This window comes from Fenollaria sp. C0166D3 (genome assembly GCF_056590255.1).
Genome location: NZ_JBWPVU010000009.1, coordinates 62569 through 70905 on the forward strand (window position 1 = coordinate 62569; position 8337 = coordinate 70905).

An 8337-nucleotide genomic window follows, 5' to 3' on the forward strand; every position below is an offset into this window, starting at 1 on the left:
TAATTATTCTTCAATAGTGTTTTCTTCAGTATTTTCTTCTTTTGAAATCTTTTCTTCTCTCATTGAATTTTCAATAAGTTCTTTTTCTTCCTTAGTAATAAGTCTTGTGCCAGCCTTAGACATCTTAGGTATATTGTCAATCTTGTTTCTAAGTGCATCAAATTTTTCATTAGTTTCCTTCATTAGATCCATAAATTTGTCGTCAATAGTTTTTGCCATATTATCACTTCCTTAACTTGTATTTGCTATGAACGCCCAGTGAATAGAGAAGCTTTGTCAGTAAAAACGCAATGAACGATGTGATAGCGTTTACTGGTATAAAAAAGCTCTTCAAAACTAGGTACATAGCTTGATTCATTATATTGAATATGAAATATTTCTCTGTGAATAGCTCCGTCTTTATATAGAACTTCGAAAGTATTAGCGAGGCTATAAATATAATTAGGCCTATAAATATGATTAAGTTGTACGATTTAAGCGCCTTGTTCTTCCTATATCTAGTATTTACTAAAAAGCCTGATAAATAGAACAGCATTAGCATTACTAGTGAGTAGATAATCATAACTATCCTTAGTACTAGTGGATTATCGAGCTTCTTTAGTGAAAGCATCATAAGTACTGAAATTACTGTGATCAGTATATATGAGATAAGCGCCCTGAGTGTGTTCTTAAACATTACTTCGTTGCTCCTAAAGCCTTGGAGTAGTGCTTAAGTCCATCAGTGTAGAACTCGGTGTTATCAAAGTTAATCCACAAAGCTTCAGTGTCAGGGAAGTCCTTAAGTACCTCTACGCCTTCTTCATAAGTCAGTGTGAATAGTAGGGTAGACAGGAAGTCCGCTATGCCTGAATCCTTAGTGATTACAGTGACAGCTCTAAAGTTTCTTGCGCTCGATAGAGTTCTTGTATCTATGATGTGATTGTATTTAACATTGTCAAGTCCATAGAAATATCTTTGGTAATCGCCAGATGTAACGATTGCTTTATCCATAGTATATAGTATGTCATAAATTTCAGAGTCGCCTTCCTTCATCTCTGATGCAGAGTAAGGATTTTCAACGCCTATAGTCCACTTCCTATCAGTTTCGCCGTTAGGGTGGCCAATGGTCTTAACATTGCCGCCAGCACTGATAACTACTGAGTCAAAGCCATCTTCCTTAAGCTCATTGCATATAAGTTCAACAGCATAACCCTTGGCAACGGCGCCTAGGTTTAGCTTAGTCTTTTCATCTGAGATATATACAGTATTTTCTTCTTTATCGATTATGATATTATTTAGTGAGGCGTACTTAGCTCTCTCTTTAAGCTCGTTCATATCAGGTATAGCCGCCTTTAATTCATCATTTTCAAGCGCCTCAGTCATGCTCTTCTCCCAAAGTTCGATTATTGCACCAAAAGCAATATTTACATTAGAGTCATACTTTAGGCCGAGTGTTTTTGCTTGCGATATAAGATCTATAAGAGCCTTATCGACCTTAACTTTTTCTTTGCCAGCCATCTTGTTGATGGTAAAGACATTGTTAATGCCTTCGTGCTCCTTGTGGCAGTCGAATAGGTGGTCATAGTACTTTAATTTTTCAGCTAATTTTTTATCGAATTCATCTGCTTCGCCTTGGCTGTAGAAGTAGCCAGTCGCCTTAACCAAAGTATCGAAGCTATCGAAGTAGTTAAACGAAAATTTCGTTCTTAGCTTTGGTTTGCAAGATGATAAAATGCTAAATAATAAAACTAATACTATCATTAGCGAAATTTTTCTTTTATTCATAGTTTCACCTCTAAGTATATAATACAACATAAAGCGGGATTTTTCAAGCTTTAATTAAGTCCGTTCACGCTGCCAAGGACCAAGCAAGTATCGATATCATTCTCCTTGATAAAGTCATTTATCTTTTGATTAAAGAAACGCTTGTCAACCATGTATATAGTTTTGTATTCATTTGTAAATAGACTTGCCACTGCGTTTGCAAACGAGTCCTTTACTATTAGTAGCGTCTTATCTGAAGAAGGATTGCCTTCTATTTCAACAAGACCATAGTTACCGCTAAATAGTGCCTTGTATTTGTCTTTGTTCTTGAACTCATCCTTGTCAAGAACCTTGATATCTTTATCATCGCCCTTAACTTTTATCTCATCATAATTTTTTGGCAGGTAAAATAATATTTCGTCGACAGCACTATTATAATAAGAAGACTTTGAATCGAGTGAGCCTCTAAAATTATCACAAGTCACTTTCTCTATATCCTTAATCTCTTCTAGGCCCATAGTCTTAGTAAGCTCTTTGTAGGCAAGGTAAGCACCTTCACGCCAGTGGTGGTCGGACTTGTAGAAGATGTATTCGTCCTTGTGCTCCATCATAAGCGTAAATAAGTCAATGTATTTTCCTTCGATTTCATTTTTGTATCTATTAAGAACTTTAGTTTCGTCACTAAAGATTGCGCCCTTAGGGAGTCTATCTCTATAGACCTCGCCTTTATCGGGGCAGATGGCGATGTACTTGTCCTTGACATCGATATCGTTCACATACTTAATGAACTTATCTACCTTTTTTTCATCATAAATATATTTTTCGTAATAATTCTTGTCCGTGCCTATATAGACATTATTAAATTCTCTCTTGCCAAGAGCGTAGTCAAGCTTTGATCTAGCGCCAACTAAGGCATCTTTGAATATGAATTGATCCTTGCAATATGCTTCGAACTTCTTAGTGAAGTCGCCGCTTTTTAGTGAAAAGAATGAAAACTTTGGAAGCTCTTCTAAAACTCTATTTTCATTTTGACTAAAGCTTCTGTCTTCACTAATGACGTTTGCCACTAAAACCGAAGCTATAAATACAAAGAATAGTATTTTGAGTAATTTATCTTTCATATCTATCACCTAAAATCTAAAATACAGGAATGGGTTGTAGGACTCACTAATTAAGGACATAGTCACAAGTATTAGCAAGATGAATAAAAAGGCAATTTCTAAGTAAGTCGTTTTTCTCGTTTTGCAAATAAGCTTTTTGCACGCGCCTAATGAAAGCACTGTGCCAAGCGCTAGATAGAAGCCGTATTCTTTTAAGTAGAATAGTGCTTCAGACGAGGCAAAATTTTTAAAATTAAACATCGCCTTTAAGAATAGTCCTATATCTGCCACTTTAAACTCAAATATAACCCAGCCAATAATTACTAAGAGCATAGTATATATATGCTTAATGGAATTTGGTGCCTTATCAAGTGCCTTCGCATAAATGAACTTTTCCAAGACAAGTAAAGTGAAGTAGTATAGACCCCAGATAATGAAGTTAAAGTCCGCTCCATGCCAAAAACCTGTTAGGAACCAAGTGATAAATAAGTTTAGTATCTGTCTAGGCACTTTCACTCTATTACCGCCAAGAGGTATGTAGACATAATTTCTGAACCATAGTGATAAGCTCATGTGCCAGCGTCTCCAAAACTCAGTGATGGACCTTGAAATGTAAGGGAAGTTAAAGTTTTCCAAGAAGTCAAAGCCAAGCATGCGGCCTAAACCTATTGCCATGTCTGAGTAGCCACTGAAGTCAAAGTAGATTTGAAGAGTAAAGGCGATGATGCCAAGCCAAGCCATTGATGAAGCCAGTCCTGCCACCTCTTTCGCAAGTATTATCTTATATAGCTCACCAAGTTTATTCGCAATCAAAACTTTTTTCGCAAGACCATAAACAAATCTCTTGATGCCGTAAGCAATAGAGCTGTCAGAAAAGTCCCTATTTTTCAATTGATTGTAGATGTCGATGTACCTAACTATAGGCCCAGCAACTAGCTGAGGAAACATTGCGACATAGGCACTGTAGTCGAAGAAGCTATTTGACGCTTCGACCTCGCCTCTATATACGTCGATGGTGTAGCTAAGCGTTTGGAATGTGTAGAAGGATATACCAAGAGGCAGTGTCAATGTGCTTGCGCTGATATTTAGCTTAAATAGATAATTTAAGTTGTCAATCACAAAATTATAGTACTTAAAGAAAAAAAGCAGACCAATATTGACAATTACACTCAATATAAGGACTGCTTTACGTTTCCAATCTTCTTTAAATTTATTTAAAAGTCTTCCATTGCAATAATCAAATACACTGGAAAAAAGCATTATCCCTACATATATCGGCTCGCCCCATGCGTAAAAGATGAGGGAGAGGATAAAGAGCGTAAAGTTCTTTATCTTTTCAGGCGATATATAGTATAAGAATAATGCAATTGGTAAGAATACGTATAGAAATAAAAGTGATGAGAATACCATTATTTATATAGATCAGCTAAAGCCTTTTTAACTTCTTCTGACTTATCTGATATTACTAGTACGATAGTCTTGCCATGTTCTTCATATACGCTGTCTTCAACAAGCTTTGCTTGATCAGGAGCGTAGCTTTTGTATATTTCTACAAGATTTGCCTTGTATGCATCAATCTTTTCTTTGAATTCACTTGCATCGCTTGCGTCTTTAAGTCTTAGTAGTAAAACTGAATTTGTGTTTAAATTAGTTTGTGGGCCATACATTTCATATGCTTCAATCTTATCTGTATCAAAATCAAAAGTATCCTTTAGATAAGAAGCATCCTCTTCCTTGGAGAAAGTTGAGAAATCAACCGTATCTTTTAGCTTGTCTTTAATATCTGTAAGGCTCACATCTTTACTTGAGCAGCCAATCATAAATATCATAAGCGCGACGCTTATAAATAAAATAATCTTTTTCATAATTAACCTACCTTTTATACTTTAGTGAATATTCTTGACTTCATTCAACCAGACCTTGTGAAACTTGCTTTTTAAGTGCATGCCATCTGGCTCGAAGTAGTCTTCATTTTCTTTCAATAGGTAAGAGAAGTCTAAATAATCAAGTCCTCTCTCACTCGCAATAGTTTTGATAACTTCGTTAAATGAATTTATCTTAGTATTATTTACCCTAGCGTCCTCTTTTTCATCCAAAGCTTTACTTACGGGGAAGATGGCTTGTAGATAAATTTTCGCATCGGGGAACTTTGCTTGAAGAGTATCAAGCATCGCTAGATACCTTTCCTTAAACTTTTCCTCAGTCTTAACAAAGACAGAGTCATTAAGACCCATCATTAGATAAATGTTTTTAGGTTCAATACCAAAGTTCTCATCCGGAATAAGTTTTCTAAGCGTATCAGTATTTAAACCAATCTTCGAAAAGACATTATTGTCATAAAGGAATTTGTAGTACTTAAGCTCTTCAGTAATCGAGTCACCAATGAAGAGGTCTTCCTTAAAGTATTCCTTGTATATAGATATAGGAACAGTGTTTACAGAAGACTTCGAAACCTTTACATTCTTAAAGTCCTTAGGATTAACTTCTTCACCATTTGCCAATAGTCTAGCAAGTTCTTCTTCCTTGCGTTTCTTTCTATATGCAAGAAGTTCTTTCTCTTTTATCTTAAAATTATAGTTGTAGATCTCTTTGTCAATTAATTCCTTAACAATATTTGTCTTTTTGATACCTTCAAAAATTTCATCTACATTTATATTTTCTTTATTTCTATTCAAATAGTAGTTACTATATAAAAAATATATCATTCCTAATAAAATAAGAACAAAGATTGTAAGAGAAATAGTTTTTTTCTTTTTTCTTCTTTTTCTTCTATATTCAAAATTATCTTTCATTTTACACCTCAAATTATTTCGGAACCCTTATTATGAAACAAAATTATATAATTTCATTTTTTTGAAACAATTTCCTTCATAAAAAACAGATTATTTGTACGAAATATCTCTTTCAATATTATATAATGTAAATGTAGAAATTTCAATACTCTTTGGCGAAAATCTTGGAAAATAATATGAAGAATTTGTAACATATCTTAATATTTGTGTCATAATTTAATTAAAAAACTTTAACTAGACATTTACATTAAATTTTGTTACAATAGCATTTGTAAAAATAGGAGGGACAAAATGAATAGGAAAAAATTTATTATTACATTTTTACTATTGTTTGTTTTTCTTTGTGGATATATTTTAAATAGTACAGGAACTATGGCGCAAAGGGAAGATGAAAACAATCAAGACAATAATCAAGAAGATATAGATATGATTATTAACTACAATGAAGAAGACATGATAAACAGAAGAGACAGTGAGATTATTAGTGACTTAGACGAACTAGTCTTAGTTATGGTTGAAGAAGAAAAGAATCTTACATACGATGTTTATCAAACAACAAACTTAAGTGTGGAAGAATTTAATAAAATATTAGCTAATACAGGACTTGCTGGACAAGGAGAAAGCTTCAAGGCACTTGAAAACACATACGGAGTCAATGGTATATTTGCCATCGCAGTATCAATCGCAGAAGCAGGCTGGGAAGGTAGACAAGCAAATACAAATAACTTCTACGGCATGAGAGGATCAAACGGCTACCTAAGCTTTAAAACACCAAAGGACAATATCCTATACTTTGGAGAGCTAATAACAAGAAAACTATATAAAGGCAAATCACTAAAAACATTCGCAAAGATATATTGCCCACCACGTCATAAGAAATGGCACTCAGATGTCGTTTGGCTTATGGGTAAGTTAATGGAAGAAGTAAAATAAGATTTAGAAAAATTTATAAATAGTAAATTAAATAGTAAAATGTAATAGATAAGCTTGCAGAGATGCAGGCTTATTTTTATGCGTAAAATTATATTTTATGAAATAAGTAGAAATAAACTTATATTTATTGTATAATTAAGATGAATTATAATGAAAAGGAGATAATTATATGAAGCTTAAAAAAGTATTCTTAGGAGCCCTAATTGCTTCACAAATATTAACAGCATCAGCATTTGCTGCATCAGATGAAGCGATAGAAGAATTTAAAAAAGCACCAGCAATTAAACAAGAAGTAAAAAAATTTAAAGATGAAGTTAAAATCTTCATCATTAAAGACGGAGAAAAGGTGAGAGTCGATCAAAAGATGACAGATGGCTTAAGAGTAGTCAATGGAAGAACATGTGTAGGAGTAAGAGACCTAGTAAACGCAATCGAAGGAGCTAAAGTTGAGTGGGACGGCACAAACCACATAGTCGACATCACATATGACGGCAAGACAATATCATACCCAGTAGGAAAACCACTTATGTGGGCAGATGGCAAAGCAGTAACAATAGACGTGCCAGCACAAATCGACCCAGCAATATCAAAAACATTCTTACCTATAAGAAACATAGCAGAGACATTAGGCTTCAAAGTCGATTGGGACAATAAAGCAAAAGAAGTAGTATTAACAGCAGGAACAGAGGCTGTTAATGAAGAAAAAGCTGAGCAAAGTAATTTAGCATGGGTAACAGCAAGTGGACAAAGAATACCAAAACCAGAGGAGCTACCAGTAGCTAAATTTAAGAAAAATCAAATTATTGAGAAAGGGAGTACTTACGATATATATCCAACAGCAGCTGACATCATTCATAATCCAGATGGTTCAGTTACTTATTTTAGAGGAACTGTATTAGAGTATACTTCTCAAGCACCTTTTAAGAAAGTGGATACTGTAGGACAAAGACCAGCAAACTGGAATATATTTAAGTCTAATAAAAATGATATTAGAGTAGGAACTGCTATATTCACTAAAGGACATCCCGACTATGATAAAGAGTTCCAAAAGAGAGAAGAAGGTCTATTGAAAAAAGAGTTTTATTATGATTATGGTTTTGATGACAACATTCTTAAATATAGAAAGCAATGCGTAGAGATAAGCAAAGAAAAATATAGAATACAACACAAAAACTTAAATAGAAAGAAATCAGGCAATCTTGGATTGAGTGAAGCAGATTTATTATGTAAATCAATGGACAAGATATATGATGCAACTGGTGTGGTTGATATTTCAGTTACTGGTATTGCTAAGGATAAATTTATTAATAGAGTAATATTCTCATTAATGCCTAGTTACTATATAACTAATGAGTGTGCTATGTTATCAACTGGTGATATAGATGATTATTTGAATAAGTATGGTGATTTTATTATAGATAAAGCAGTAATTTCAACAACAAATGGTTTATACTTCATTGATATACCAGATATATCATATAAACAATATATGGATAGTGTTAAATATAAATGCACAAATTTTAGGATTGGATCATATATGGAAACATCATTAGCAAAATAAAAAAGGAGTGAATTTAATATGAGAAGATATATAACGGCATTCGTGGTTTTCACGATGCTGTTTTTTTGTACAATAAGTACAGTAAAAGCGGCTGAAGATTGTATTGAAATGTTTGCTATTATATTAGAAACACGTTCGAATCATCAATTTTAATTTTTATTTCAAATGACTTTGACAATTAAGAAAAGTAAATTGATTTAAATATAAT

Annotated in this window: 9 protein-coding genes; 2 read left to right on the top strand and 7 right to left on the bottom strand. The window is 33.5% G+C overall.

What is annotated here, in order from left to right; all coding sequences use genetic code 11:
• Positions 1-3 precede the first annotated feature (3 nt).
• From AC1EJ0_RS07170 to AC1EJ0_RS07200, 7 genes are read right to left on the bottom strand one after another with little or no spacing between them, the layout of a single operon-like run.
• Positions 4-219 (bottom strand): hypothetical protein, encoded by a 216-nt coding sequence (locus AC1EJ0_RS07170; protein WP_058259338.1) that lies wholly within the window; start codon positions 217-219, stop codon positions 4-6.
• Between the two features lie 4 nt (positions 220-223).
• Positions 224-676 carry a hypothetical protein gene (locus AC1EJ0_RS07175; protein ID WP_480023807.1) on the bottom strand — a complete coding sequence of 151 codons (453 nt, stop codon included), beginning with the start codon at positions 674-676 and terminating at the stop codon, positions 224-226.
• Positions 676-1764 carry an FAD:protein FMN transferase gene (locus tag AC1EJ0_RS07180; RefSeq protein ID WP_294985792.1) on the bottom strand — a complete coding sequence of 363 codons (1089 nt, stop codon included), beginning with the start codon at positions 1762-1764 and terminating at the stop codon, positions 676-678. Before AC1EJ0_RS07180 ends, AC1EJ0_RS07175 begins: the two co-directional genes overlap by 1 nt.
• 50 nt (positions 1765-1814) lie before the next feature.
• Complete coding sequence (locus AC1EJ0_RS07185; RefSeq protein ID WP_480023808.1) at positions 1815-2864, bottom strand: DHHW family protein; 1050 nt, start codon at positions 2862-2864, stop codon at positions 1815-1817.
• A gap of 9 nt (positions 2865-2873) precedes the next feature.
• Positions 2874-4253, bottom strand: a complete 1380-nt coding sequence (locus tag AC1EJ0_RS07190) for an MBOAT family O-acyltransferase (RefSeq protein WP_480023809.1) — start codon at positions 4251-4253, stop codon at positions 2874-2876.
• Positions 4253-4708 (bottom strand): DUF4358 domain-containing protein, encoded by a 456-nt coding sequence (locus tag AC1EJ0_RS07195; protein WP_480023810.1) that lies wholly within the window; start codon positions 4706-4708, stop codon positions 4253-4255. Before AC1EJ0_RS07195 ends, AC1EJ0_RS07190 begins: the two co-directional genes overlap by 1 nt.
• Positions 4709-4729: 21 nt before the next feature.
• Positions 4730-5635, bottom strand: coding sequence for a GDSL-type esterase/lipase family protein (locus tag AC1EJ0_RS07200; protein WP_480023811.1), 906 nt, complete (start codon positions 5633-5635; stop codon positions 4730-4732).
• Positions 5636-5926: 291 nt separating this feature from the next.
• On the opposite strand from AC1EJ0_RS07200, the gene AC1EJ0_RS07205 reads away from it, so the two are divergent.
• Both AC1EJ0_RS07205 and AC1EJ0_RS07210 read left to right on the top strand, forming a co-directional pair.
• Positions 5927-6568 (top strand): hypothetical protein, encoded by a 642-nt coding sequence (locus AC1EJ0_RS07205; protein ID WP_480023812.1) that lies wholly within the window; start codon positions 5927-5929, stop codon positions 6566-6568.
• Between the two features lie 169 nt (positions 6569-6737).
• The gene (locus tag AC1EJ0_RS07210; RefSeq protein WP_480023813.1) at positions 6738-8129 is read left to right on the top strand and encodes a stalk domain-containing protein; all 1392 of its coding nucleotides are present in this window, start codon (positions 6738-6740) and stop codon (positions 8127-8129) included.
• Positions 8130-8337: the final 208 nt, after the last annotated feature.

What these genes read in the sequence shown, in the direction of transcription:
- AC1EJ0_RS07170 (WP_058259338.1), bottom strand. Translation starts at nt 219, where the DNA reads ATGGCAAAAACTATTGACGACAAATTTATGGATCTAATGAAGGAAACT.
- AC1EJ0_RS07175 (WP_480023807.1), bottom strand. Translation starts at nt 676, where the DNA reads ATGTTTAAGAACACACTCAGGGCGCTTATCTCATATATACTGATCACA.
- AC1EJ0_RS07180 (WP_294985792.1), bottom strand. Translation starts at nt 1,764, where the DNA reads ATGAATAAAAGAAAAATTTCGCTAATGATAGTATTAGTTTTATTATTT.
- AC1EJ0_RS07185 (WP_480023808.1), bottom strand. Translation starts at nt 2,864, where the DNA reads ATGAAAGATAAATTACTCAAAATACTATTCTTTGTATTTATAGCTTCG.
- AC1EJ0_RS07190 (WP_480023809.1), bottom strand. Translation starts at nt 4,253, where the DNA reads ATGGTATTCTCATCACTTTTATTTCTATACGTATTCTTACCAATTGCA.
- AC1EJ0_RS07195 (WP_480023810.1), bottom strand. Translation starts at nt 4,708, where the DNA reads ATGAAAAAGATTATTTTATTTATAAGCGTCGCGCTTATGATATTTATG.
- AC1EJ0_RS07200 (WP_480023811.1), bottom strand. Translation starts at nt 5,635, where the DNA reads ATGAAAGATAATTTTGAATATAGAAGAAAAAGAAGAAAAAAGAAAAAA.
- AC1EJ0_RS07205 (WP_480023812.1), top strand. Translation starts at nt 5,927, where the DNA reads ATGAATAGGAAAAAATTTATTATTACATTTTTACTATTGTTTGTTTTT.
- AC1EJ0_RS07210 (WP_480023813.1), top strand. Translation starts at nt 6,738, where the DNA reads ATGAAGCTTAAAAAAGTATTCTTAGGAGCCCTAATTGCTTCACAAATA.